25 protein-coding genes and 1 riboswitch are annotated in these 25,845 nt (G+C 39.9%); of the genes, 7 read left to right on the plus strand and 18 right to left on the minus strand.

Annotated features, from left to right (window positions below):
* Window positions 1–33 precede the first annotated feature (33 nt).
* From ACTHOQ_RS00060 to ACTHOQ_RS00100, 9 genes are all read right to left on the minus strand, one after another.
* The gene (locus ACTHOQ_RS00060) at window positions 34–2,847 is read right to left on the minus strand and encodes an ATP-binding protein (RefSeq protein ID WP_440493589.1); all 2,814 of its coding nucleotides are present in this window, start codon (window positions 2,845–2,847) and stop codon (window positions 34–36) included.
* Window positions 2,840–3,202 carry a response regulator transcription factor gene (locus tag ACTHOQ_RS00065; RefSeq protein WP_440493834.1) on the minus strand — a complete coding sequence of 121 codons (363 nt, stop codon included), beginning with the start codon at window positions 3,200–3,202 and terminating at the stop codon, window positions 2,840–2,842. The genes ACTHOQ_RS00060 and ACTHOQ_RS00065 overlap by 8 nt, the downstream gene beginning before the upstream one ends.
* Window positions 3,203–3,216: 14 nt before the next feature.
* Window positions 3,217–4,857, minus strand: coding sequence for a diguanylate cyclase (locus ACTHOQ_RS00070; protein ID WP_440493590.1), 1,641 nt, complete (start codon window positions 4,855–4,857; stop codon window positions 3,217–3,219).
* A gap of 194 nt (window positions 4,858–5,051) precedes the next feature.
* Complete coding sequence (locus ACTHOQ_RS00075) at window positions 5,052–5,990, minus strand: DUF2705 family protein (protein WP_440493591.1); 939 nt, start codon at window positions 5,988–5,990, stop codon at window positions 5,052–5,054.
* Complete coding sequence (locus ACTHOQ_RS00080; RefSeq protein WP_440493592.1) at window positions 5,977–6,882, minus strand: ABC transporter ATP-binding protein; 906 nt, start codon at window positions 6,880–6,882, stop codon at window positions 5,977–5,979. Before ACTHOQ_RS00080 ends, ACTHOQ_RS00075 begins: the two co-directional genes overlap by 14 nt.
* A 4-nt stretch (window positions 6,883–6,886) precedes the next feature.
* Window positions 6,887–7,582 carry an ABC transporter ATP-binding protein gene (locus ACTHOQ_RS00085; protein WP_440493594.1) on the minus strand — a complete coding sequence of 232 codons (696 nt, stop codon included), beginning with the start codon at window positions 7,580–7,582 and terminating at the stop codon, window positions 6,887–6,889.
* Entirely contained in the window at window positions 7,583–7,945 is a 363-nt protein-coding gene (locus tag ACTHOQ_RS00090) for a GntR family transcriptional regulator (RefSeq protein WP_440493596.1), read from the minus strand.
* On the minus strand, window positions 7,942–8,694 hold the full coding sequence (locus ACTHOQ_RS00095) for a hypothetical protein (protein ID WP_440493597.1): 753 nt from the start codon (window positions 8,692–8,694) through the stop codon (window positions 7,942–7,944). Before ACTHOQ_RS00095 ends, ACTHOQ_RS00090 begins: the two co-directional genes overlap by 4 nt.
* Window positions 8,695–8,821: 127 nt before the next feature.
* Window positions 8,822–9,373, minus strand: a complete 552-nt coding sequence (locus tag ACTHOQ_RS00100) for a GNAT family N-acetyltransferase (RefSeq protein ID WP_440493598.1) — start codon at window positions 9,371–9,373, stop codon at window positions 8,822–8,824.
* A gap of 217 nt (window positions 9,374–9,590) precedes the next feature.
* Here ACTHOQ_RS00100 and ACTHOQ_RS00105 point away from each other — a divergent pair, with 217 nt between their 5' ends.
* The 3 genes from ACTHOQ_RS00105 to ACTHOQ_RS00115 are packed head-to-tail and all read left to right on the plus strand — an operon-like array spanning window position 9,591 to window position 12,252.
* Window positions 9,591–10,862, plus strand: coding sequence for a helix-turn-helix domain-containing protein (locus ACTHOQ_RS00105; RefSeq protein WP_440493600.1), 1,272 nt, complete (start codon window positions 9,591–9,593; stop codon window positions 10,860–10,862).
* An 11-nt stretch (window positions 10,863–10,873) separates the two neighbouring features.
* On the plus strand, window positions 10,874–12,082 hold the full coding sequence (locus tag ACTHOQ_RS00110; RefSeq protein WP_440493602.1) for an MFS transporter: 1,209 nt from the start codon (window positions 10,874–10,876) through the stop codon (window positions 12,080–12,082).
* Entirely contained in the window at window positions 12,079–12,252 is a 174-nt protein-coding gene (locus tag ACTHOQ_RS00115; protein WP_440493604.1) for a hypothetical protein, read from the plus strand. Before ACTHOQ_RS00110 ends, ACTHOQ_RS00115 begins: the two co-directional genes overlap by 4 nt.
* 112 nt (window positions 12,253–12,364) lie before the next feature.
* On the opposite strand, the gene ACTHOQ_RS00120 is transcribed toward ACTHOQ_RS00115, so the two are convergent.
* The 3 genes from ACTHOQ_RS00120 to ACTHOQ_RS00130 all read right to left on the minus strand — a co-directional run bounded on the left by ACTHOQ_RS00120 (window position 12,365) and on the right by ACTHOQ_RS00130 (window position 15,726).
* Entirely contained in the window at window positions 12,365–13,702 is a 1,338-nt protein-coding gene (locus tag ACTHOQ_RS00120; RefSeq protein WP_440493605.1) for an amino acid permease, read from the minus strand.
* 152 nt (window positions 13,703–13,854) lie between these two features.
* Window positions 13,855–13,933, minus strand: a riboswitch (glycine riboswitch).
* Between the two features lie 369 nt (window positions 13,934–14,302).
* A complete protein-coding gene (locus ACTHOQ_RS00125; protein ID WP_440493606.1) occupies window positions 14,303–14,809 on the minus strand; it encodes a dehydrogenase in 507 nt (168 codons plus the stop codon).
* 161 nt (window positions 14,810–14,970) lie between these two features.
* Window positions 14,971–15,726 carry a GNAT family N-acetyltransferase gene (locus tag ACTHOQ_RS00130; protein WP_440493607.1) on the minus strand — a complete coding sequence of 252 codons (756 nt, stop codon included), beginning with the start codon at window positions 15,724–15,726 and terminating at the stop codon, window positions 14,971–14,973.
* Window positions 15,727–15,959: 233 nt separating this feature from the next.
* Between ACTHOQ_RS00130 and aspA the strand changes: the two genes are divergently transcribed.
* The gene (aspA, locus tag ACTHOQ_RS00135) at window positions 15,960–17,375 is read left to right on the plus strand and encodes an aspartate ammonia-lyase (RefSeq protein WP_440493609.1); all 1,416 of its coding nucleotides are present in this window, start codon (window positions 15,960–15,962) and stop codon (window positions 17,373–17,375) included.
* Between the two features lie 54 nt (window positions 17,376–17,429).
* Here the strand turns inward: aspA and ACTHOQ_RS00140 are convergent, their stop codons facing one another.
* From ACTHOQ_RS00140 to ACTHOQ_RS00150, 3 genes are all read right to left on the minus strand, one after another.
* Window positions 17,430–17,732 (minus strand): DNA primase, encoded by a 303-nt coding sequence (locus ACTHOQ_RS00140; protein ID WP_440493610.1) that lies wholly within the window; start codon window positions 17,730–17,732, stop codon window positions 17,430–17,432.
* 228 nt (window positions 17,733–17,960) lie between these two features.
* Window positions 17,961–18,629: a reverse transcriptase-like protein gene (locus ACTHOQ_RS00145; RefSeq protein ID WP_440493612.1), complete on the minus strand. Its 669-nt coding sequence runs from the start codon at window positions 18,627–18,629 to the stop codon at window positions 17,961–17,963.
* Entirely contained in the window at window positions 18,613–19,041 is a 429-nt protein-coding gene (locus ACTHOQ_RS00150; RefSeq protein WP_440493613.1) for an ATPase, read from the minus strand. Before ACTHOQ_RS00150 ends, ACTHOQ_RS00145 begins: the two co-directional genes overlap by 17 nt.
* A gap of 89 nt (window positions 19,042–19,130) precedes the next feature.
* Here ACTHOQ_RS00150 and pgeF point away from each other — a divergent pair, with 89 nt between their 5' ends.
* Together pgeF and ACTHOQ_RS00160 are read left to right on the plus strand one after the other, a co-directional pair.
* Complete coding sequence (gene pgeF / locus ACTHOQ_RS00155; RefSeq protein ID WP_440493615.1) at window positions 19,131–19,895, plus strand: peptidoglycan editing factor PgeF; 765 nt, start codon at window positions 19,131–19,133, stop codon at window positions 19,893–19,895.
* Window positions 19,896–20,193: 298 nt separating this feature from the next.
* On the plus strand, window positions 20,194–21,036 hold the full coding sequence (locus ACTHOQ_RS00160; RefSeq protein ID WP_440493616.1) for a methyl-accepting chemotaxis protein: 843 nt from the start codon (window positions 20,194–20,196) through the stop codon (window positions 21,034–21,036).
* 47 nt (window positions 21,037–21,083) lie between these two features.
* On the opposite strand, the gene ACTHOQ_RS00165 is transcribed toward ACTHOQ_RS00160, so the two are convergent.
* Together ACTHOQ_RS00165 and ACTHOQ_RS00170 are read right to left on the minus strand one after the other, a co-directional pair.
* Window positions 21,084–21,869 (minus strand): class I SAM-dependent methyltransferase, encoded by a 786-nt coding sequence (locus ACTHOQ_RS00165; protein ID WP_440493618.1) that lies wholly within the window; start codon window positions 21,867–21,869, stop codon window positions 21,084–21,086.
* Entirely contained in the window at window positions 21,857–22,288 is a 432-nt protein-coding gene (locus tag ACTHOQ_RS00170; protein WP_440493620.1) for a BrxA/BrxB family bacilliredoxin, read from the minus strand. Before ACTHOQ_RS00170 ends, ACTHOQ_RS00165 begins: the two co-directional genes overlap by 13 nt.
* Window positions 22,289–22,768: 480 nt before the next feature.
* Between ACTHOQ_RS00170 and ACTHOQ_RS00175 the strand changes: the two genes are divergently transcribed.
* The gene (locus ACTHOQ_RS00175) at window positions 22,769–23,614 is read left to right on the plus strand and encodes a DegV family protein (RefSeq protein ID WP_440493621.1); all 846 of its coding nucleotides are present in this window, start codon (window positions 22,769–22,771) and stop codon (window positions 23,612–23,614) included.
* 134 nt (window positions 23,615–23,748) lie between these two features.
* On the opposite strand, the gene ACTHOQ_RS00180 is transcribed toward ACTHOQ_RS00175, so the two are convergent.
* The gene (locus ACTHOQ_RS00180; RefSeq protein ID WP_440493623.1) at window positions 23,749–25,689 is read right to left on the minus strand and encodes a GTP-binding protein; all 1,941 of its coding nucleotides are present in this window, start codon (window positions 25,687–25,689) and stop codon (window positions 23,749–23,751) included.
* Window positions 25,690–25,845: the final 156 nt, after the last annotated feature.

The following is a 25,845-nucleotide window of genomic DNA, read 5'->3' on the forward strand; positions in this document are numbered from 1 at the left end:
GCCACCTCCTTTACTTTTTGCGGTCATCCAATATTACTTTCCATTTATATTTAATAGAAGCTTCGAAAGTTCTTCCGGCGGGTATGGTTTCGTAAAGTATCTTTCCACTTTGTACTTATCCATATTCACCTTTGATTTGTCCAATGCAGAAGAAATAATGATTGGAAGGTCTCTCGTTTTTTCATGATTCCTTAAAGCTTCAACCAAATCCCATCCTTGAATATTATCACCAATGATTAAATCAATGACAATCCCTACTAGCGGCGTTTGTATGGCCTCTTCAAATGCCCTTTTTAAATCATCATGATAAATAATCGAAAAACCTTTACTTTTTAGCTCTTCCGATAATAATAATGCCAGGCTTAAATCATCTTCCACAATCATAACCGTTTTCTGATCTGAAAAGGAATTTGACGCCGGAATAACATCCAGCTTCCGGCCAAGGTTCTGCTCATATAATGGAAGTGTAAAGAATACAGTAGTGCCAACACCTTCCTGTGATTCAATCCATATCTCCCCATTATGCTTAGAAATAATCTCCCTGCATAAAGAGAGTCCTAAACCTGTCCCGCCTATTTTGCGTCGGGAGCTATTATCCACTCGCTTAAATTTTTGGAATAATGTCGGAATTGCATTTTCCGGTATTCCGATTCCTTTATCTTTAATCGACACTTTGACGGACTCCTGATTATTTTCCACTTTCATCATAATCTCGCCGCCATTTGGGGAGAACTTAACCGCATTTCCGATTAAATTAATCAACAATTGCACTAAACGCTCTTCATCAGCCAATATTAAGGAATTTGTCGACTGATCCACAAAGCGGACTTCATGCGATGGATCGAACTTGAAATTCTTTAATACTTCCTTTGCCAGTGAAACAAATGCAATCTTCTCCATTGAATACAGCTGATTGCCTGATTCCATTCGTTGGATACCCAAAAAGTCGTTGATTAAGTTTGTTAAACGTTTCGCCTCTTTATGGATTGTTTCGATGTATTTTTTCTGGCGGTCCGGCTGAATTTCTTTCGTTAACAGCAATTCCGTAAAGCCTAATACACTTGATAGCGGTGTGCGCAATTCATGGCTTACAGTGCTCACAAGCTCGGATTTCATTTGATCCACTTCATATTCGCTCGTAATATCCCGATGGACAAACATCGTTCCTACCTTTTCATCACCTTCAAATACACTAGTAGCATATACTTCAACGAAAATCGGCATCTCATTTCCAATCGAATAGCGCATCGTTCTCGTATTCGCAAATTCTTCAATGATCGCATTTTTGAGGAAGTAAATAAGCTCCTCGGATTCATCGACAATTGATTGGAAATGCTTGAGCCAAATTTGCTGGGGTATTTTATTTTCAACATTATAGTACGGGTATCGGATAATTCCGAACAGCGCTTTATTTAATAGCAATACTTCCCCCATTTTAGACACAAATTGAATGCCTTCATTCACGGTATCGATTATGCTTTGATTCAGCTTTCTTGCCCGTTCCACTTCCTCATACATGAAGATTCGTTCAAAGGCGATTGAAGCCTGGTTCATATGTCCATCAATATCAAGAAGATCTTGTTTGGAAATGTCCCATCCTTCGCGTGTCGCCAATAAAACAGCCACCAATTTTTTTTCGGAATTCAAAATGCATGCATACAAGTCATACGCGCTATATGGTGCTTGAGCAATATTTTGCCCGTTCGGCTTGATTTGACGACGTATGACGAACGATTTTTCTTCCTCAAGCCTTGCGATTTTATCAATTTCCAAATTTCTGATCAGTTTTTCTGCTGTCTCTTTTGCCAATCCTTTTGACACAAACTCATTACTGTCGACTAAATACATTAAGCTAGAATCAAATTCATAAATGCGGCGCAAATACTCATGCAAATCGTCCAGCAATTTTCCTTTTTCCAGTGTAAAGGTTAATGCATGATTCAATTCATTGTATTGTTCCAGCTGGCTCAACGATTGCTGCAGCTGTTCCTGGTTGCCTTGGAGTTCATCCTGCTGTGCCATCAGCTCTTCATTTTGTGTTGTCAGCACTTCTTCCTTTTCCTGAATGGAGAGCGTCATATTGTAAAAGGATGTCGCCAATAGTCCAAGCTCATCTTCTTTTTTCTTTAGATCAGTAATATCTACATAGCCCCCGCTTGCAAAAGCATCTGTTGCGGTCGTCAGTTTTTCTATTGGTGCAATCAGATTTTGGATTACTCTGCGCAGTATAACACCAATAATCAAAATGACGATAATGCCAAGCGAAATATATAAAACCGTTAAAAATTGCACTTGCTCCAATATCCGGTTGAATAAATCCGTTAATGTTAAATCTGTTTCATTATTGTATGTTTTCGTATAGGAAATGAATTTATTGACAAGATCATTTGTGCCGCTGCCCGATAATTCGCGCAATGCTCCGTAGTCATCCGCATCTACATATGAAACGGCTCTCGGCAAAATTTTATCTCTGTAGGCTATTAAAAATTCCTTCAATTCTCCATACAGCACCATTTCCTCGCTTGAAAGAGGCAATTTTCCAAATTCCGAAAGCTGCACTTCAAAAATATCCATTTCATCGTACAATAAGTTCAGCTCATCTTGATCTTTAAAAGCGTAATAGCCCCTTGCCCGAAAAAATATTTCATTGAAACTTTCATCCATGTTCCGGACAATTTGCGATTTTCCGCTTACTGCATCTCTTTCTTTTATCAGCTTATCATTGCTCGAATCAATATATATATATAATGCGATGACAATTAAGGAAAATAAAAAGAGCATTGACAGCAGCATCCGTATAAACTGGTTGCGGATATTATTTTTTATCGTCGGGATTAATTTAGGCATTCATGAGCTCCTCTACAAATGCGATCAATTCTATTGGACTAAAAGGCTTCGATATAAAGTATTTCGCACCTTTGTCCAATGCAATTTGCCGATCCGATTCCTGCGCCTTTGCCGTCAGCATAACAATTGGCGTTTTTTCTTTATACTGTTGCGAAAGCTGCTCTATTACTTCCAATCCAGTCAAATAAGGCATCATATAATCCAAAATGACAAGATCATAGTCGTTGTCGTTCATCTTGGCTAAAGCTTCCACCCCGTCCTCAGCCTCATCAATCGCAAAGTCGAAATCTTCCAATGTATCGCAAATAAGCATTCTTAAAATTTCCTCGTCATCTACTACTAAAATTTTATTCATCATTCTTTTCCCTTCTACTGACGTACTTTTACAAACAGTCGGTTAACCAACTGAAGAATACGATTCGATGCATCCGCAATATTGAATGGCTTTACGATAAAGTCATCCGCCCCGTTTGCCAATGCCTCTAATAAATATTCCTCATCGTTGCGGCCTGTCAACATCGAAACAATTACTTCGTTCGACTGATAGTTTTTGCGAATTTCTTTTAAAACGTCAATTCCATCCATTTTCGGCATTATACCATCAAGTAAAATAATATATTTCGTATTTTCTTCATGCCATTTCGTCTGTAAAAATTCTACACCATTCTCATATGTCTCAATTTCGAGCAAGTAGTCTTCCGGTAATTGCATATTCATAAAATAGCCTGCCACTAAATTACGAATGATCGATACATCATCAATGACGATCAACTTAACTTTTTGCACGCTGCTGAACACTTCGTCATTTGTGAAAACGACGGATCGGTTCCGTCCTGATGACTTCGCCTTGTATAGTGACTGGTCTGCTTGCTCCATCAGTGCTTTCGGGTGCCTGATCTGTTCGCTAATCTCTGTGATTCCGGCAGAAAACGTAATAAAAAACGGTTGCCCGTTCGCGGTAAACTGCTGTTCGCCGATTAATTTCCGCATGCGCTCCAATACACCGAAAGCGGCATTTTTCGTTGTGTTCGGCATGATCAGTACAAATTCTTCTCCGCCGTAACGGCAAAAAACATCCTCCTCACGCTTTGCGGACATGATGGAAGAAGAAAAGCCTTTGAGCACTTCATCACCGACAATATGGCCATATGTATCATTTACTTTTTTAAAAAAGTCGATATCTGTAATGGCAATCGAAAACACTTCACCATTTTTTTCATATTGTTCTGTCAGCAATTCCAGCTGCAGATTCATATATTTCCGGTTGAAAACCTGTGTAAGTTCATCTGTCACAATCGAAAGTTCCAGCTCCTGTTTGAATGACAGGCGGTTTCTTACATACGAAGTCAAAATAGTGGCATCAAGCGGTTTTTTAATGAAATCAAAAGCGCCCAGATCAAAGGCCATCGCGCGGTTTTCTTTGCTGTCATCCACACTCATTATCGCCACAAACATATGGTTCGACTTAATTTTATTTATATTTTCCAATATTGAAAAACCATTAATATCCGGCAGTTTGATATCTAAAAATACAAGAGCCGGGCTTAATTCATAAATCAGTTCCAAGCCGCGCTGACCATTGTGGGCGACAATGACCATAAACCCTTTCGCTTCCAATACCGTTTTAATATAGGAGACGAACACCATATCATCATCAATGACCAAAATAAAGTTTTTGCTGTTGATGGCGCTGGCGAAATGGGGTTCATGCTCTTCCTGAATGTGCCGCTGCATATTCGTTTCAACAAAGCTGACAACTTCCTCGATTGGCAATAAAAAATCCTTCCAATTATCTTTTTCCCAGCTTTCTTCGCTTTGCTCCTCTAAAAAATTAAGCTTTGTACCGGCAATTTCCGATAGATCTTCCATACCGATCGAGCCTGCCGTTCCTTTTAAATTATGTAGAAATGTATATAAATCATGTTCCTTGATCGACGGTTGTTGCTCCCATTTATTGATTGTGGAAATAATACGATCACACATCATGATCTTATACTTATCGTTTATCATTTACTCATCCCCTAAAACAAGTTGCTTATTTCTCTAGTATAAAGCGGGATTTTATAAATGCTATATTATAATAGATTATTGTTGAACTTCTTGTAAAAATTATGAAAAAAAGATGTCCGTGCAAAATTTCCTGCAAATAAAAACTAAAAAGTTATCTGGAATACTTTGAATATCCCAGATAACTTTCTTTTTCACTATGCAGTTACATCACGTTTCATGAAGTAGCCGAACGTAATCGCTAAAAATACAATCGCATAAACGATATTGACGATTAATGAGAACGTGAATGTCAAGCCCTCAATCATCTGCATGCTTCCCGGTGCATAATACGACAGGTCATTTGCAAACCAAATGTATTTCGCAAAATCATATTGGGCAATAAACATTGTCGCTGTTTGGCCCATCAATAAGATGAATAGCGATAAACTTACCGCCAACGTACTTGAACCAAAAATTGTGCCGACCATGAACGCAAATAAAATCGTCATGATAATTGAGCCTAGAGAATAAAATGTCGTTTCGATAAAGGTATTCTTCACTGCTTCCTGCACGACTTGACCATCAACGACCGATAACGCAATCGCGCTGTCCGTGCCGAATAATGCCATTCCGACAATTAACGCGACAACAATTCCAGTTGCAAATAGCGCAATTCCATAAATGATCGATGCAACGAGTTTCGATAGAAGGATTTTCCATCTTGCTACAGGTCGCGTCAGCAGCATTTTAATCGTACCTGTTCCGAACTCAGATGATACGATACCCGCGGCAATAACAACCGTAAATATGCTCGTTACCATAATCGTCAATGATAACGATAAATCCATATGTTCCATAAATGTCATTGATTCTGCTGATGGCAGATCATTTGCGATGCGGTATTCTATCATTGCGATTTCTTCATTGTAGTATTGCTGATCTTCCGGCATTAAAACTTCTGCAGCGAGCATTTCATTATAATCTGTCAACCTTTGTTCATTTGCCGCCAATCGCGCTTCTTTAGTACTTGAATCAACATCATAGTATTTATTCATACCTGCAACGAACACGATTAATACAACTAAAAGCCCGCACATAATCCAAGCATTCTTTTGGGACCACATTTTGATCCATTCATTTTTAACGTATTGCATCAATCGCACCTCCACCAGTCATCTCGATAAATTGATCTTCGAGACGTTTTTGAATCGGTTGAATTGTATATAGATCAATTCCGGCTTCAACCAGTTTTCGAACAAACGCTGGAACATCCTCTTTCGTTAAATTTACAACATATCCGCCATTTTCTTTCGTTAAAGGCTCTTCGAATATAGCTTGGAGCTTATCTTTTTGCCCCACTTCAATATAATATTGCAATGCCGCTTCCTGCTGGAGCTCACGAATATCGATAAGCTCGCCGTTTTGGATAACCGCGATACGGTCGACCATGAGCTCAATTTCAGATAATAAGTGGCTCGATACGACGATCGCCACATTATCTTCTTCCGCAATTTTACGCAAGTACATACGAAATTCGCGGATGCCTGCAGGGTCCAATCCGTTTGTCGGCTCGTCTAAAATCAAAAACTTCGGACGGTGCAGCATCGCCTGGGCTAAACCTAGACGTTGGCGCATTCCCAATGAATATGTTTTCACTTTTTCATGAATACGGTTTTGCAGGCCTACTTGTGCAACGACTTCATCGATTCGTTGTTTCGTAACTCCTTTATGCATCCTTGCAAAATGCTGCAAGTTTTTATAGCCTGACATATATTTGTACATTTCAGGGTTTTCAACGATGACACCGACTTTGCTGATCGCCTGCTCATAATCGTTCGATAGTGCATGGCCATCGATGATCACTTCGCCTTCAGATGGGTACATTAACCCTGTCATCATACGAATCGTCGTCGTTTTACCAGCACCATTCGGACCTAGAAAGCCCGTTATTTGCCCAGGATAAAACGTTAAGTTTAAATTTTTGATAATATGCTTGCCTTTTATCTTTTTATTCAGATTTTTAATTTCAACAATTGGCTGTGTCAATTGTCTACACCTTCTCTCCATATAAATTTTTCATCCACTGTACAGCACTTTCCCCGCGCTCGCTCCGAATTTGCTCCAAATCCTCCATTGCGCGAATATGCCCATCCTTCAGTAGGACGACCTTATCCAAAATAGGTTCTACCTCATTCACTTCATGCGTAGAGAGGATGACCGAGCAGTGTTCGATATCGATAAAACGGATAATCGCCTTCATTAAACTTTCACGGGCAAGTGGATCAAGCCCAGAAAAAGGTTCATCAAATAAGTAAACTTCCGCATTCCGTGCAATAAATGTAGCAAGTTTGATTTTTGCGCGATTTCCTTTTGATAGTTTTCCAAGTTTAATATTTGTCGGCACTTGCAAAAAAGCTGTGATTTCATATGCTTTATCAATTGAAAAATCGGCAAACTGTGTTGCGTAATAATCAAAAACTTTATCAGCGGTCATCTTTTCATAAAATAAATCAATATCGGGCTGATAGGAAATTTTAGTTGCGAGCCTTCTCGTTATTTTTTCATCGTTCAGTGTAACCGAACCACTGCTAGGTGTCAGTATTCCGGCGAATAACTTCAGCAATGTTGATTTCCCGCTGCCATTTTCGCCGATAAGCCCGATAATACAGCCTTTTTCCGCTGTAAAGGAAATGCGCTCCACAATCACTTTCCGCCCATATGAAAAGCATAGTTGCTCAGCCTTCATTTAGCGTCCCCCATTCTTTTTTAAAACTTCGATAATTTCATCCAATGTAAAGCCGAAAGACTGGATGGAAGAAATAAAATGGGCTGCCACCTGCTCCTTCATCTGCTCGCGCACGTCATGAATAATCGCCGTATCTGTTGTAATAAATGTCCCTTGACCGCGTTTTGTTTCCGTCAAATTCATCATTTCCAACTCCTTGTATACACGTTGTATCGTATTGACGTTCACTCCCGTATCAATGGCGAATTCCCGAACCGAAGAAAGTTTATCGCCAGGTTTCAGCTTTCCTTTGATTACATCACCGCAAACCATCTCAACGAGCTGCAAATAAATCGGACGGTCCTTAGCAAAATCCATCGTCATCGTGTGATCACCCTTTCAATCCATTTGCATGAAATGACAAACAGGGCGCCCAAAAATAAAAACGATGCAATTTCGCTGCCTACATACATGTCCATTTGTGTAACCATTATACCCCCATTAAACTTCGGGAAATTCACAAACAGCCAGTCTGTCGGAACTTTTCCGAATCGGAAGAAGCCGCTCGGGATTTCATCAGCCATTGAAAAGAATACTACGGCAAGAAAGAACGACACAACAACACTCAATTTGCCTATATAACGCTTCAATTCAAGCGATATGGCATAAAAAAACAATGTTAATATGAGCATTGTTGGATATAAGACGAGGATGATGGATATACAATAAATATAAAACAGACAAAGCTGACCGAGTGTTCCATCAATCTGATCCCCGACAAAGAAGAACCCCGTAAAGCAAACGGCATTAATAACGAGAACAGAAACAAGCTGATACACCGCTTTAGCCATTATTAATGTAATAATCGATTGCGTATTATGCAGCCACAGCTCCTTTTTTCTAATATCCGCTTTCAGGCTTGAGAAGAAAGAAAATATACAGAGAAAGGAAACAATGCTTGACGCAACTAAAGTGAATATAAAACGATTGCCCTGAATGGTCGATTGACTGTAATAATTATGCAGCACGACCGGGACGATCGATATTGCAAAAACCGCAAAGCCAACCATGACAAAATTCAAACTAGCATAATGCGCATGCTCTTTTTTTAATAAACCGATAAAAGATTTCATATTCTCCTCCGTATTAGTGTTCTAGTTACATATTACACCGTTACATTTTTTAATGCAACCATTATTCTGGAAATTTTTAAAAAAACTAAAAAACCCCGCCAAATATTATTTTGACGAGGCTAAAAATTTATTTGTATTCTCCAACCCATTCATCTGCAAGCAATCCATATACCGCATGATCCACATAGTGATCATACAGCCATTCCGCCTGCCGGATTGTTCCTTCATGCATAAAGCCAAGACGCTCTGCAATATGACGGCTCTTTCGATTATTCACCGCTGCATGGATTTCAACTTTTTGAAGCTTATATTCGTGAAACGCAATATCAATAATCCCTTTTACAGCACGCGTCATAATGCCCTCACCTTGAAATTCTTCATCTAAAAAATAGCCGATCTCACATTTTTTGAGCGACCAGTTAATCGTGTTAATCGACACTTTCCCTACAAATTTCCCTTTATAAAAAATTGCCGTGTCGAGTCCTTCGCGCTTTGCAAATTTTTCTAAATTCAATGCGGCAAATGCGCGTGTATCTTCGACCGTTTTCGTATTGTCCACCCAGCCAAGCCATTCCCGCAAATAATCGCGCGAACGGTCAATAAATGCGAAAATTTCCTCCGCATCATTTTGCGTAATTAATTTTAACTGAATTTCATTATCCACTTCATAAAAAAACATATGAATCTCTCCAATCTAAGCTCCCATTTGAAACGAAATTACCTTTTTTATTTTCTTATCATATAGAGCAATGTGCGATTATGCAATTAGAAAAACATATTTCACCGCAACATTTGTGTAATTTCCCCGTTTTTCTTACATTGATTGCCCATTTTCGAGTGAAAATTCACAATATAATCAGTTATTAATTTGTTAAAATAAACACGAGGTGTTCGAAATGGAAAAAAATGATCAGGCTTGGGGAAAGCTATTAAAATACTTCCGGCAAAAAAAGAAATTAACACAGGACGAGGTCGCATTCGGCATATGCACCCCCTCCTATTTAAGCCGCATCGAAAATGAACTAGTCATTGCGGAAAACTCTATGTATGAACAACTATTCGATAAGTTGGGCATAAACTTTTTTAGCCTTCAGCAACATTTGGAAAATCAAATGGCTTTTTTGGAAACGGCGTATGAAAAATTACTGTCCAATAATGCATTGACTGCCGACGAAATCAACCAGCTGCTTGCTTTGCAGCAAAATGAACAATCCGTTGAACAGCAAATACTCGCAAAGCTCGTGTATGGACGCTATTTGTATTCGATAAAAGAGGATATTCAGGCGAGAAATCTTTTGCGCGAAATCGAACCGATTGTCAGTTGGAAAAGGGACCGCATTACAGAACTTTTTGTTGCGATCACCGCATTCGGACATTTGTCTTTTTCGGAGTTTGAACAACTGGCGATGAAAGAGCAGCGCCATGCCTATTCGCAATATTTAGCAAACGCCCATCCATTCGAGCTTGCAAATTACCATTATCATATCGCTTTTTCGAATCATCGAAGCTACAATTTCCAAAAGGCGCTTCACCATATTGACTTGGCAAACCATTTTTTCAAACATCAGTTCAAGCCATTGTTTCAACTTAAGCTCTATTCGATGAAAGGCGTCATCTACAATGATTTGCACCGCTTTCGTGAAGCATTGCGGGAATTCGAAGCGGGACTTGACTTGCTAGCAAATGTACCTTCAATCCAATCGCCGCTGCAATGGAGTTCACTGCATAATAATATTGCGTATTGCTATGAGTGCCAACAATCATTTCAAAGGGCAAGCGAGCATTATAAAATCGCCAACCAATATGATGAAGATTTGCATTCTGTTATTAACTGGATGCGCACTTGCTATCAGCAAAACGATTCCGCCCAATTAAACAAGTTACTCTCACGCTATGATGAATCTGCATTTTCAGTGCTGCACCATATTTACCAGCGGCGGCTTCTTCAATACGCTTTGGAAGAGGGCCATTCAATCAGACGGCTAAAGGAGCTTGAAGAGACGGTTTTCCCCCATTTTAATGACCAGCAATATTATGCATTGACAATTTTTTATGCACCGCTATGGGGACGATTTTATGAACATTTGAACGCCTATAAGCAAGCGAGCCAATGCTATAAGCTGGCACTCGGTGCAAGTGAAAACATACGGCAGCGTATGAGCCGTTAAGGAGGAAGCATATGGAGCTGAAGAAGGATTATTTTTATTTATGGTTTGGATTCGGCATTTCCCGATTAGGCAGCTGGATTTATTTGATTGCGCTTAATCTGTCTGTCTGGCATTTAACACAGTCACCCGCAGCTGTTGCAGGCATTTATATAATAGGCCCCATCGCTCGCATCATTTGCAGTTTTTTCGCTGGTTCCATCGTGGACCGGTCAAACAAAAGATTCATTTTGATTGGCGGCGATTTATTTCGTGCTTTGATCGTTTTTACAATGCCCTTTCTTACGGATATTTGGATGATTTATTGTTTCATTTTTCTGGCCAATATTACGACGAGCTTTTCAAATCCGAGCGGCACATATATGATCGCAAAAATTGTCGAGCAAAAGAATCGCTTGCGCTTCAATGCGATTAATAGCATGTTAGGCTCGGGGAGTTTTATGATCGGACCTGCTTTAAGCGGGGCAATTATCGCCTTCAGCAATACGGCCGCCGCGATGTGGACGAATGGCTGCATGCTGCTTCTCAGTGCATCGATGATGTATTTATTGCCGAATGTGCAGCAAAAAGAAGACAGCCAGTCCAAAATGCTTACACCTGCCATTATACTTGATGATTTTTATCTCGTTTGGCAGTTCATTCGCGAAAAAAAAGCAATGCTGCAATTTTTCATGTTCTATTCCATCGCGCTCATGATTTGCTATTCGCTCGATTCTCAGGAAATGTCTTTTTTAAAGGATTTCCATAACGTTTCCGATACTGCATATGGCATCATCGTTGGGATGACAGGAATCGGCGCTATTGTCGGCGGTTTTTTGGCCGCGAAATTTGTACATAAATTTTCATTGGCTTCGTATATTGGAGCAGGGTTTACATTCACTCTCATTTGTTATTTCACTTTTTATTTTTCGCAAAATCTGCTCATTGCTGTTGGAGCCTTTATACTGCTCGGGTTGTTCATGGCATTCAGCAATGCAGGATATGCAACATTTTATCAGCAAACAATTCCTGCAAAGTTGATGGGGCGTTTCAGCAGTTCGCTCAGCCTAATCGAAAGTATAATGCAAATTTCTTTAACATTGATTATCGGCTTGTTGGCGGAAATGTTTTCAATCCGGCTTGTTACTAGTTTATTCGCTTTTATCGGTGTATTGATTGCTTGCTTCGTTTATGTTCATTTATTGAAAAATAAATTTCTTTTCGTTCAGGAGGAGATAAAATGATCACATATGAAACGACTTGTTTTTGCTGCAAAAAGCCTTTCCTTTTAAAAGAGGGCACGAAGAAATATCAAAAGTTCAAACGGAATATGCGCGGGAAGTTTTCATGCGATGCTTGCGATGACAAAATATATATGGAAGCAAGGAAGCATCTATTAGGTAAACTGCAGTAAATGGCATTATGAAGCAATTAACCCCCATTATGCAAATACAGGTAAGCCTAAATTGAAAAAGCATCGAAAAGAACAATCCGGGCCTCTTCTATGGAAGCCCGGATTCTTTTCCCTATTTTTTTCGAATTGCGTATAAAATGAACAATAAAACAAACCATAACGGAGTAAGCATTAAAGATGTTCTAGTATATTCCGAAACACCCATAATGACTAATAAAAACACAAAGAACGCCAATATTGCATAATTGATAAACGGTGTCAGCGGTGCCTTGAAAATCGATTTTGCGTGCAATTGCGGGTGACGCTTTTTATAGACAATATGTGAAATTAAAATGATGCTCCATACCCAAATAAAGCATATTGCACTAATCGTCGTGACAATATTAAACGCATCATCAGGCATGAAATAACTAAGCAATGCCCCGATCGACACAACTACCGCCGAAAAGAGCAAGCCATTTTGCGGTACGGCATTTTTATTCAATCGGCTGAATGGTGCTGGTGCTTGCTTATTGTTTCCTAAGCTAAACAACATACGACTTGTCGAGAACATCCCGCTATTTCCCGCAGACGCTGCCGATGTCAGCACAACAAAGTTGATCAAACCCGCTGCAATCGGTATTCCCACCAACGCAAAAACCTGCACAAACGGCGAGCTCGCTGCACTTAGCGTATTCCAAGGGTTGATCGTTAAAATGACAAATAACGCCCCAACATAAAACAATAAAATGCGAATTGGTATTTTATTGATGGCTGATGGTATATTCTTTTGGGGATTGGCCGTTTCCGCTGCCGATACACCGACAAGCTCCACACCGACAAAAGCAAATACAACCATTTGGAATGCCATTAAAAAGCCAAATGCGCCATTCGGAAACAATCCGCCGTGCTCCCAAAGATTCGCTACGGCAACCTTCCCTGTTTCTGTTTCAAAACCGATGATCAACAAGACGATGCCGATTGCAATGAGAGCGACAATCGTAATAATTTTAATAAGGGCAAACCAGAACTCCAATTCACCAAATAATTTTACAGTCAGCAAATTCAGTGCCAGAAGACCGACTAAGCATGCAATTGCCGGCACCCATTGCGGAATATTAAACCAATATTGCGTATACATCCCGACCGCAATAATATCCGCCATAGCGGTCATAATCCAGCAAAACCAATACGTCCACCCTGTCACATAGCCTGCCCAATCTCCCAAATATTCTGTCGCAAACTCCGTGAACGATGAATAGCCGCCTTTTGACAAAAGCAATTCACCAAGTGCACGCATAACGAAAAACAGTGCAGTTCCAACGATTAAATACGCAAAAATAATAGATGGCCCTGCAAGTGAAATCGCTTTTCCCGAGCCTAAAAATAACCCCGTTCCGATTGTTCCTCCAATCGCGATTAATTGAACATGACGATTTTTAAGATCGCGCTTCAATTCATGTTGTTCCAAAACGATTCCCTCCAAAGGATAAATATTTTGTCTGCTTATTCGCAGCGCAAAATAATAAGTAAAACAACGCGGTCCATCAATCGAATTTTCTGAAAATAAAAAAGGGGCCGATAAAAATATCAGCCCTGTTAAATAAGAATAATAACGTCTCTCATTACTCTTCTGTCCTTTTGCCTGAGATTATGAACCCTTCGGCGACGCGTTATACGCGCTCTCTCCAGAAACTGCTCCCGTCAGTAGTGTCATCCACGACGATCTTCGCTTGATATATATGCAATTATTTGCCCATAAGTTGTCGGCATCTTCCAACTTCCTATAGATCGCGTTCAATACTATTATTGTACGATAACTAATACTATCAATTATTGTCATCCGATACAATGCTCTTAAAATGCAAATCTACAAATGACTAGCAATTTGCCTATATTTCCACTATTATGCATCCCTATTACAGAAAATTTCCGCTAAAAAAATATTACACCGAAAATAATGAATCTATCATTTTCAGTGTAATATTCAATACTTATTTATTATGAAGGAATTGGTAGCTCCTCGTATTGTTTGAAACTGTATTTACGCGCAGTTCACGCTTTCTGATTTTTATTGCAGCTTATCCTGAACAATTGAATCATCTTCATACGATGTGCGATTAATATCAATCAGCTTTCCTTGTTTCGTATCCGTTTTTTCCATTTTCACAACATATGTGTTCGGCAAGGCTATGTCTGTACACGCAATTTCGTCCTTTTTTCGAATATTTTCATGATAATTTAACTTGATGATCAGCGTTTCCTCTTCTTTATCAATATATTCAAGCTCTCTTCCGCAGCCATCCGAATATGCTGTGACGAAAAGAGCTTCCTCTGTTTCAAAATCGATTGCCGGAACAGAGTCAAATCCGAAAATTTCCGCCCATGCTGTATAAAGCTTCTCGTCTTGCACGATTGAAATGCTTGTACCGACTTCTGGGGGAATCGAATCTAATTGAAACAATAATTCATATTGAACTTCATTGCTTTTCGTTCCGCCTTGATCATCATTTTCATTTTCTTTATTGTCTGTTTGTTCTTGGTCAACAGGTTCTGACGAATTTGTCTGTTCATTCATATTACACGCTGCAAGTAAAAATATTATGCTAACAACTATATAAGGAAACCATTTTTTCAATGTAATTCACCTCGTTTCTTTCATACATTAGTCGTATGAAAGAAACAAAAGTTACGAAATTCAATATTATTGCGCAAAAATATATTGTTTAGGACAGTTTTTCAATCAAAATTCATTTTAAGTGCGTTATATTGTTTTCCAATATAAGTATATCCTTGTTTTGTATACATTTCCCTAGGCGTATCCTTTCCATCCGCTACTAAAATAATCACCTTCCGCTCATAGTTTTCCATAATATATTGTTGCATCGTTGTGCCGATCCCTTGACGCTGAAATTGCGGACTTACGAAAAAGTTATCGATTTCTGCAGTTTTTTGTGATTCAATGACATCGACAATACCAACAACCCGTTCATCGATCAATGCGATAAATTGCTGTTTGCGGTGCTGCTCAAAGTCCCTTTTCAACATGGCACGCTTTCCGTTCGCATAGCTTTCTCCCCATTGTAGATCTTCTTCATATTGCAAAGCTAAATAGGAATCGATTGTACGTGCTGTAACAGGTTCGATTTTTACAGAAGGATGAATTCTTTCTTTCGTAAATACATTTGGCTGGATCGCATACATTTCCAAAATTCCAATATTAAACTGCTGCGACGAAAAATATTGGCGAATATAAAAAGGGAGTTCCACGTCTTGTGGAAAGACGAACTTTAAAAATTTTTGCCTTCTTGATCGCTGGAACTTCGTTAAATAAAACTGTGTCTCTTTCAATTCCTGCAGCGTAGGCAATCTTCTGAAATATACAAAATTGCTATCATACCTATCTTTTATTTCATCGAGTTTATAATGCTTAAAAAGCTCCGTTTCTTTTTCGATTTCCGCGAAAATATGAATGTCTTGAAATGAAAAATTCACGTCGTAACCTCACTTTCGGACTTTATATATAATTATTCCCCTCTCATCATAGCACAATTATACAAAGCTTCGACTGTGGCGCATTGTAGAAACAGCGCAAATATCCATTAATTCGATTTTCATGAATACGTCAAATAATCTAATAATTCAGCAAGTACGCTTTTATGATAATTTAGCGTATAATGTAGTTGTTTATCCAACTATTACACAATTCTCTTGGAGGGTTCGTACAAATGAGTACACGTATTGAAAAAGACTTTTTAGGCACATTGGAAATTCCAAAGGACGTATATTACGGCGTTCAAACAACTCGTGCATTAGAAAACTTCCCAATCACTAAAATGACAATGCACCCAGAATTAATCCGTGCATTTGCCATCGTGAAAAAAAGTTCAGCACTTGCAAATGCAGCAATCGGCAAATTGGATCAAACAATTGCCAATGCAATTGCGCAAGCATCTGACGACATTATTAAAGGGCATTTACACGATCAATTCGTTGTAGACCCGATTCAAGGCGGCGCCGGCACTTCCATGAATATGAATGCCAACGAAGTCATCGCAAATCGCGCATTAGAAATTTTAGGGGAAGAAAAAGGTACTTATTCAATCATTAGTCCTAACAGCCATGTTAATATGGCCCAATCAACAAATGATGCCTTCCCATCGGCTATCCATATCGCAACAGTGACAACTTTGGACAATTTGATTATGGCGATGGAAGTCATGCGTGATAGCTTCATCCAAAAATCAGTGGAATTCGATTCGATTGTTAAAATGGGGCGCACACATTTACAAGATGCGGTTCCGGTTCGATTAGGCCAAGAATTTGGCGCATACGCTGCAGTGGTGGCGCGTGATATCGCACGCATTAAAAAAGCGCAGCAAACGATGCTTCAAATCAACATTGGGGCAACAGCTATTGGTACAGGCTTAAATGCGGACCCGGAGTATATGAAATTGGCAGTAGAAAATATTGCCGCTTATAGTGGTTTCCCGTTCGTGAAAGTGGATAATTTAATCGATGGTACACAAAATACGGATACATATGCTGAAGTATCATCCATGTTAAAAATCGCCATGATGAATATGTCGAAAATTTGTAATGATCTACGCTTAATGGCTTCAGGGCCGAAAGCAGGTTTTGCAGAAATCCGTTTACCTGAGCGCCAACCTGGTTCATCGATTATGCCAGGGAAAGTGAATCCTGTTATGCCGGAATTGATTAACCAGATCGCGTTCCAAGTAATCGGCAATGATGTGACGATTTCCCTTGCATCTGAAGCAGGTCAATTCGAACTGAATGTTATGGAGCCTGTTTTAGTGTTCAACTTATTGCAATCAATTGAAATTATGACGAACGGCTTTACTGTATTCACAAAATACTGCTTGGACCATATCGAAGCGAATGAAGCGCGTTTACATGATTTTGTAGAGCGTTCAATAGGTGTAGTAACAGCTTTGGCACCTCATTTAGGCTACGAGCGCTCAAGCCAGATTGCCCGTGAAGCACTTCATAGCGGAAAATCTGTACGTGAACTTTGCCTTGAATACAACTTCTTTACTGTAGAGCAATTGGATATTATATTAAACCCGTTCGAATTAACACAGCCAGGTATTGCAGGCGAACGTGCATTGGAAAAAAAATAATGGATTGAAAAAAAGCTCCCATGGGAAATTGACTTCTCATCGGAGCTTCTTTATTTAAGCAAACAGAATTTCCTTTGCCAGCGAAATGGCGCGTTTACTTACTTCCAATCTGTCGCCATCTGCATTTTGCTTCACGACGTCATTGTTTTCATCAAAAATGGATTTCAACTGCTTTTTCGGTTTAACACCGACCATCAATTGAGCTATTTCAGACTGCCCACTGCGCAATTCTTCTTGTGATAGCCCCACATTTCCGGAGTCCCCGATTTTAGGAAAGGGGATTGTTTGCTCCTGCTGTGTTTTGCGACGTGTTTGATTTTGCAAGCCTGTGCTTCCGGCTCCAACAGAACGAATCATGAATTATCCCCCCTCTTTCGCTTTTTTATCTTTTCCGCGCGTATGTACATTAACTCGGCCTGGAATAACATAAGCGCTATGGCGGCTATTAATAAAATGACTATCCAAATACCCATTTCGCTTCCTCTTTTCCATCGCTAATACCACTTTACTAAATGAGCGGAATGATACAAGATGAAAAAAGGGCTAGTTTTATTGTAAAACTGTATAAGCATATTGAAGATAAAATTACCCTTTCCCTTTTTGCACATCTACATCCGCATGAATATCAATATGCTGCAATGCTTGAGTTGCCAATTGATCGGCTTCCGCATTTAGTTTACGATCGATAAACTCGTATTGCGGACGAATTCCGAGCCTTTGCAGTTTTGCATCGATTTTATCCGCCCATGCTGACAGCGTTGTATCAGTTACAGCCCATTCTCCGTTCATTTCATTAATAACGACTTGGGAATCGCCGAAGATCGCAACCGTTTGATGATGCACACCCATTTCTTCAAGTTGCTCGATTGCGAGATTCAGGGCCGCATATTCCGCTTCATTGTTTGACATCAAATATTCAGCTAATCGGTTTGTGCGCAATCGGCAATTTTTTCCGTTTTGCTTATAGTAGATGACAACACCTAAGCCAGCTAGCTTTTCCTCACGATTGAAACCGCCGTCAAAATATACCTTTACTTCAGAAGGCTCGGTTTCAAGCTCTTTTAAATACTTTTTCAATTCTTTGAATGTCCATGTACTTTCATGCTCATCTGTTAAAACAACGGATTTCAGACGCCCGGTTTTTTGCAAATCCTCGACGATTGTATACACATGGGCAGCAGGCATCGCTTCACTTCTCCATGTGATTTCCTGTTTTGCAGGTGTGATATATTGCCATTCAATCATTAGCTTCAATAGCCTCTCCCCTTCCATTTGTCACATGTTCTGTATTCGCTTTAAAGAATCTGTTAATACATAGTGTAAATATAAGTATTCCTATTATTAACGGCGGCGAAACGAAAAGCCAAAATTCAGCGCCGCCAATTTTCACTTTGAGGAAAATCGAGATGATTATCGGCTGTACTACGCAAAAAAGGAGACTCGCTAAGAAAAAAGCTCGCTTATTAAAATGTTTGCGCACCATATACAACAAATAATACCACGGCACAATCACAAAACAATAGGCTGGCAGAACATATAAAACAACTGTGACAGCTGCACCGAACGTCATCGATTCATTTGCATAAGGAAATGTATAGCTAATAAAAACAAACACAGCCACAACATAAGGCAAAAAGCCCGAAAAAATAATTTGCCAACTTTTCATCATGCTGCCCCCCATTTTTCATAATTATACCAAATCGGCTTTCTCTATACAAAAACCGCTCAAACGGGTATATTACAATGGGTGATAAAATGAATATAAAATTTTACGAAAATAATGAAAAACGGCTAATTGGCGTGACATTGAAGGATGACTCATTTGGCGAGGAAAATAATATGGCGTTGCATGTCTGTAAAAACGAAGCACATATTATAGAAAACCGTCAACAACTTGCCGCACTTTTACAGGCAGATCTTTCGAATTTTGTTTGTGCAAATCAAACACATAGCGCCAACTTTTTCCGTGTAGAAAAATCCGATATCGGAAAAGGGGCAACAGACAAATCGACAGCCATTGCAAATACGGATGCATTGTATACGTACGAACCGAATATTGTCATCTCCAGTTTTACAGCAGATTGCGTCCCTGTGCTCTTTTACAGCGAAAAATCGGATGTAATCGGTGCTGTCCACTCTGGCTGGCAAGGAACGGTAAAAGAAATTTCTTTAAAATTATTTCAGCATTTAAAACAGGCGGAAAATTGTGATTTACACCATGTGAAAGTGATAATCGGGCCTGCCATTAGCCAGGAAAAATTTGAAGTAGATTCGGATGTGCAGGAGAAATTCCAGACGCTGGGCTATGCGGATGAATATATATATTGGAATGACCAAACACATAAATACCATATTGACAACCAGCTTACGGTGAAAAAGCAATGTGTCCTTGCAGGGGTGCCGGAAGAGAATATTTCGATTGATCCATTATGTACATTTAAAAGCGGCAATGGATTTTCCTATCGCCAGGATCGTGAAACAGGCCGACATTTAAGCTTTATAATGCGAAAAGAATCATAACGGTTGACAGGAGTTGAATTTAAAAAGGGATGCATTAAACAAGCGGATTTTAATGCATCTCCCTTTATGAGTCCGTTTGCGGCCATCGTTGCTGGATATAACTTTTCATTTTTACACAATTACATATACATAATCAACTTTTCCGTGTCTCCCTTATTCAAACTATTGAATGGCTTTCAAGCAAAACGGCCGCAAAAATATCAGAAAAAATTCATGACTTTTTAATAATTTATTACTATTTTTTTCTAAAGCCGTGGTAGTATAAAACTATATAAAGGAAATTTAGGGGGACTTAATTTTGACAAGTACTACTGAAGTAAGCTTTGATCCATTTTTACAGCATATTATCCAATTTGCGCCGATGCTAAAAAAACTGTTTACTGCAGACGTTTTAATTTCGATTTCAGATTTAGAAAAAGTGGTCATGCAAATCGAATCAAAAGAAATAAATAGCGGTAATGGTGAAAATCGGCTTTTGACTCCACAAGATCCGATGCTGCAAGTTATGAAAAATAATCGGGCTCAAACATTAGATATTCCAAAAGAATATTATGGCATGGATTTAAAAATCGCATTCGTGCCTTTAGTGAATGGAGCGGGGAAAGTCGTTGGTTGTTTAGCTGTAAGTACGAGTGTTCAAAATCGCGCTGATTTAGTCGATATTGCCGATAAATTCGCGGTTTCCTCCGAGGAAATCGGCGCTTCCACAGTCGAATTATCTTCCTCTGCCGAAAACCTGTCCGAATATATGCAGAACATCTCGAAGGCACAGGAAAATTTAACACATCAAGTGAATGATTCAGCAAAAATTTTGGAGATGATTAATACTGTCGCTAAAAGCACACGTATTTTAGGTTTCAATGCCGGTATTGAAGCTGCACGTTCTGGCGAGCATGGGAAAGGTTTCTCTGTCGTTGCGAAAGAAATTACAAAGCTGGCCGACCAAAGCGGCGAGGCGGTCAATGAAATTCGTCAGTTATTGGAAGCGATGAAAAATAAAGTCGCTGAAGTTTCCCAATCGGTGGAAAGCACAATGCATATTACAGACGCTCAGAGCAATGCCATTCATGAAATTTCAAATTCAATTAAACAACTAACAGAAGTTGCGGAAAAAATAGATGAATTGGCGCAAAAAATTTAGTTAACGAAATAGGGTTGAAACTCTTTATCTAGAGAGCATCAACCCTATTATTTTTCATAAATACCGTAGTGGAATTTTGCAGTTAAACGGACGTCGCGTTCAAAGCGGTACCGTTCAAACAAACTCGATTTGTAATGCGCTTTTAAAACAACGCGGCTTTTCGCTACACGCTTCGCTTCAGCTACCCATTCACCCGTCAGTGCGATATGTTTCCCTGCATGGCGGAGCGCTTCAAAATTTGTGGATTCCTCGATTACTTCTTCAAACATCGGGTCCATATACACAACGTCAAAGCTGTCATTCCCTTGCTTTTGCAAAAACTGCAGTGCATTTGTATGGACGACTTCAATATTACGCATACATGCCGTTAAAGGAAGTTCTGCCGTGTCATATGTTTTCATTCCTGTTTTCACGATAAACGCTACATTTTCATCCGCTTCAAGCCCAATCACTTTTCCGTCTTCGCCAACTGCATAGGCTGCCAATAAACTATCAGAGCCAATTCCAAGCGTGCAATCCAAAAATGTATCCCCTTCCTGTAAAGCACATGCCGCAAGCAAAGGATCCTCTTCTCCGCGGGCTACCCGTTTCAGGCGGAATGCAGCGGAATTCGGATGAAAAAAGAAAGGCGCCTCAGCACCTTTCGCATAATATTCAAAGCGGTTTTTACCTGCAACAACCACATTGGCATCGTAAATTTCGGAAAGTTTGCTAACCGATCGTTTTTGCCTTTGTATAATGTCAGCATGTAGCGCTTCACTTGCGAATCGAGCCAATTCCAATGATTGCTCGTCCGGACGCCCTGCAGTTGTAACAATGGTTACTCTGCACATATTTGCTTCAACACATCTGCTAAATGATCACGAATTTGCTCCATCGGGAAGCCTTCGATTTGATCACGCGGGATGAAGTAAGCTAATTGACCATCTTTCAGAATCGCCATAGATGGTGAGCTAGGCGGCACTTCATCAAAATAGCCGCGCATTGCAGCTGTCGCTTCCGGGTCCTGCCCAGCAAAAACTGTTACTAATTGGTCTGGCTTAACTTCCGCAACTGCTTCACGAGCAGCAGGACGCGCCAAGCCCGCCGCACAACCACATACTGAATTGATGACAACAAGCGCTGTGCCTTTTGTTTCTGCCATAAACTCATGCACACTATCTCCAGTTGTCAATTGTGTAAAGCCGGCCGTTTCAAGCTCTTTACGCATAGGCTCTGTTACTTGTTTCATGTATTCATCGTAAGCGTTCATATTTTCGCCCTCTTTCATATCTATTCACAATGCCCATTATAACAAGGTTTTTCCGAGTTGTACAAAGATTGGATTTTCGGGAAATTTCGGATTTTCCCGGGATTTATGTTACCTTTGTGTTACCTTTTTAGATTTTCTAAATTTAGCTGTTTTGAAAACGCAACGGGTGCGTTTTTAAATATTTAATTTTCCGCGTAAATATTTCAAGTAACTTTTTTTCCTCTTTTTAATCATGCTCTTTTCCAGTCAACGGCAATAATTTAAAAAAAACTAAAAGCCACTTCCTCTATTAATCAGATTCTGCCCCTCCCTAAAAATCGAAGAAAATAAATAATCCTACTATTTATGCACAATGGTTCAGGCGACATACTTTGCCACCCTCCCCTGTATCGGGACCTGTTCATGACGGGCGATTTGCTTACCTCTCCAAATCACTCCATGTTACAATGGTACATATTTAATTTAACAGAGGTGTGAAAAATGATAAAAATAACAGCGGATAGTACATGCGATTTAAGCCCCGAATTACTTGCAAAGTATGATATCTCATTAGCACCGCTTCACGTGCTCATTGAGGAGGATGACTTTTTGGATGGTGTGGATATTACACCAAAAGATATTTTCCGATATGTTAGTGTAGAAAACAAAAGTTGTTCAACAGCGGCAATTAATACATATGAGTATGAACAGTTTTTCAAGCCATTTACGGAAACGCATGAAACAATTATTCATATTAGCCTAGGCAGTCAATTTTCCTCTTGCTATCAAAATGCGACACTTGCTGCACAGGAATTAAAGCAAATCATTGTAATCGATTCGCAAAATCTATCTTCGGGCAGCGGGCTTCTTGTTGTCGAAGCGGCTGAATTGGCGCGGCAAGGTAAAAGCCCTCAGGAAATTGAGGCACGCCTGATAGCTTTAATCCCGGAAATCGAAGCAAGCTTTGTAATCGATAAAATGGAGTATTTAAAACGTGGCGGGCGTTGCTCAAGCATCGAAGCATTTGGGGCAACATTGCTTAAAATTAAACCTTCTATTGAAGTCGTAAACGGCAAAATGGAAGTCGGCAAAAAATATCGCGGCAATTTTAAAGGCTGCCTCGAAAAGTATATTAAAGACCGTTTAGCCGGCCGAACTGATATTGATACTTCCCGAATTTTCATTACGCACTCTGAATGCTCGGATGAAACTGTCGCATCAGTAAAAGAGGCACTAAGCGAGCTGAAGCAATTTGATGATGTGCTTATTACAAAAGCGGGCTGCACCATCTCAACACATTGCGGCCCGAATACTTTGGGGATTTTGTTTAAACGTACGATAAAGTAAGTGTTTCAGGCAACCACTCTACAACCCCCAGCTTTTTATTATAGCTTTTTCTTTAAATGATTCATTTTAAAAGCGCCATGCAATAAAAGATATCCGGCAAATATTTTTTGCTGGATACCTTCTGTTTGTATAAGCTATTCATCTTCCTTCAATTCACAATGCATCGCTTCCTTTGCTTCATCCCAAGGGACACTGTAGCCTTTTCCTTTTGCGCAGAAAATGCTGGATGATGTATATTCTGGGTCGGCATTTTTTTTGTAGCCAATTTTTTCAATGACTTCACTGCTGTTATGGCATAAATCATAGCCGTCATATTGTAAAGTTAGAGCTCCTTTGCCATTTGTGTATGCGGCAAATCGGGTACTATAATCCATAAATGTGGCTACAGGCGCCCTTCCATAAAGTGTGACAGTATCTTCCGTCAATAGCGGCGCTTCGAATACTCCGCTTGCGGCCTGAATATCAGTCATCATCCGCCCAATATGCTCATTTGAAGCTTTCATTTTAAATCGATAATATGGCTCCAACAAAAGGTTTTCCACCTGCTCAAGCCCTTGTCGTAAAGCTCTGAATGATGCCTCCCGGAAATCGCCGCCTTCTGTATGCTTATTATGTGCACGCCCTGTCAATAGCGTAAAATGCACATCGGTTACCGGAAAGCCAGTGAGCAGACCATGATGTTCCCGTTCAAACAAATGCTTCTTGATCAATCGCTGATGCCCAACCGATAAATCATCCGCATGGCATTTATTTGAAAATGTTATGCCGGCGCCACGGGGATTCGGCTCCATTTTTAAATGGACTTCTGCATAATGTTTTAAAGGTTCAAAATGCCCATAGCCAACCGCAGCTGCTCCAATTGTCTCATTATAAAGAATTTGCGGCTTCCCAAATCCCACTTCGATGCCGAAACGCTCTTTCATTAGCTCCGTCAAAACTTCAAGCTGAATAATGCCCATTACATGTACGGATATTTCCTGAAACTTCTCTTTCCAAATGACACGCAAACTTGGTTCTTCTGCTTCCAGTTCGCGAAAGATACGAGTAAGTTCCTTAATATGCAACTCCCCTTCATATATTACTTTCGCTTGCAAAGCAGGAATCATTTCATAAATTGACCGATCCATTTGAGCAGCCCCGATGACATCGCCGATTATCGGCTTAGCAAGCCCTTTCACGGCAAAAATATCCCCTGCTTCAACTTGCTGCACTGCTGTAAAGCTGGCTCCATTATAAAGCCGGATTTCCGTTACCTTTTCCGTACTGTCGCCAAATGTAAATTCATCCCGCACTTTTAAAGTGCCACATAATGCTTTCATAAAAGTTAGGCGTTGCTGATTGTCATGACGAATTTTATATACCTTCCCTTCAAACGGCATACTCGCATCAAAATTTGTTTCCGTCAGCTGTGCAATCGTTTTAAAAAAGGCTAATATTCCTTCATCTTTTAGAGCCGAGCCACTCATGCAAATAAATGCCTGTTCATTATGTATGAGTTGTTTTAATATTACTGCGCATTCCTCATCATTTAATGAATCGGCAAAGTATTTCTCCATGAGCTGCTCGTCACGCTCTGCAATCCATTCCTTCGCTTTCGCATCCAAGCCGTTGTCAAACTGCAGGGCATTTGGAGATAACTCGCTTTGGATCGCCGCCATTACTGCCGCAACATCAGCGCTTTCGCGATCTGCCTTATTAATAAAAATAAATGTAGGAACGCGCTGTTCTCGCAACAGATTCCACACAGTTTCAGTATGGCCTTCGATTCCATCCACTGCGCTTACTATAATAATTGCCGCGTCCATCACATGAATCGCACGTTCCATCTCAGGCGCAAAATCGACGTGTCCGGGTGTATCGATTAACGTATAAACATCCCCCTTATAATCGATTCTCCCCTGCTCTGCAAAAATAGTAATCCCGCGTTCGCGTTCAATTGAATGGTTATCCAAAAAAGCATCTTGATGATCGACGCGACCGCGTTTTTTTATAGAATTTGTATGATAAAGCAATTGCTCGCAAAATGTAGTTTTCCCTGCATCGACATGTGCCAATACACCGATTGTTTTATACAAAAAATCCACCGCTTTCAAAACGTTTTATTCTAGTCGACAGTATAGCATAATTTTGCGGGGCAAAAAATGGCGCCGATATTTCGAAGCCAAATGGCATTCACTTTGAAATTGGATTTTACACAGTTGTCAATAAAAAAAGATATGCCGGAAACATTT

This window comes from Solibacillus silvestris, assembly GCF_051967575.1.
In the GTDB taxonomy this organism is placed as follows: Bacteria; Bacillota; Bacilli; order Bacillales_A; family Planococcaceae; genus Solibacillus; species Solibacillus silvestris_B.